Here is a 379-nt window from a genome sequence, read left to right as displayed (position 1 = left end):
CTGCTGCAGGTTGAGAAGCGCATTCGCAACCGCGTCAAAAAGCAGATGGAGAAATCCCAGCGCGAGTACTATCTGAACGAGCAAATGAAAGCGATTCAGAAAGAACTCGGCGAGATGGACGACGCCCCGGACGAAAACGAAGCGCTGAAGCGTAAGATCGCCGCGGCGAAAATGCCGAAAGAGGCGAAAGAAAAAACCGAAGCGGAACTGCAGAAGCTGAAGATGATGTCGCCGATGTCTGCGGAAGCGACCGTCGTGCGTGGCTACATCGACTGGATGGTGCAGGTGCCGTGGAATGCGCGCAGTAAGGTCAAAAAAGACCTGCGTCAGGCCCAGGAGATCCTCGATACCGATCACTATGGCCTGGAGCGCGTGAAGG

The 379-nt window shown here is 55.7% G+C and carries 1 pseudogene; it reads left to right on the top strand.

Going from position 1 to position 379, the window contains the following annotated elements:
- Positions 1 to 379 (top strand): annotated as a pseudogene (locus I6F16_RS37810) (endopeptidase La); the annotation flags it as partial.

Source organism: Bradyrhizobium sp. IC4060 (assembly GCF_020193715.1).
Taxonomy (GTDB): Bacteria; Pseudomonadota; Alphaproteobacteria; order Rhizobiales; family Xanthobacteraceae; genus Bradyrhizobium; species Bradyrhizobium yuanmingense.
This window is presented reverse-complemented; position numbering and strand designations above follow the sequence as displayed.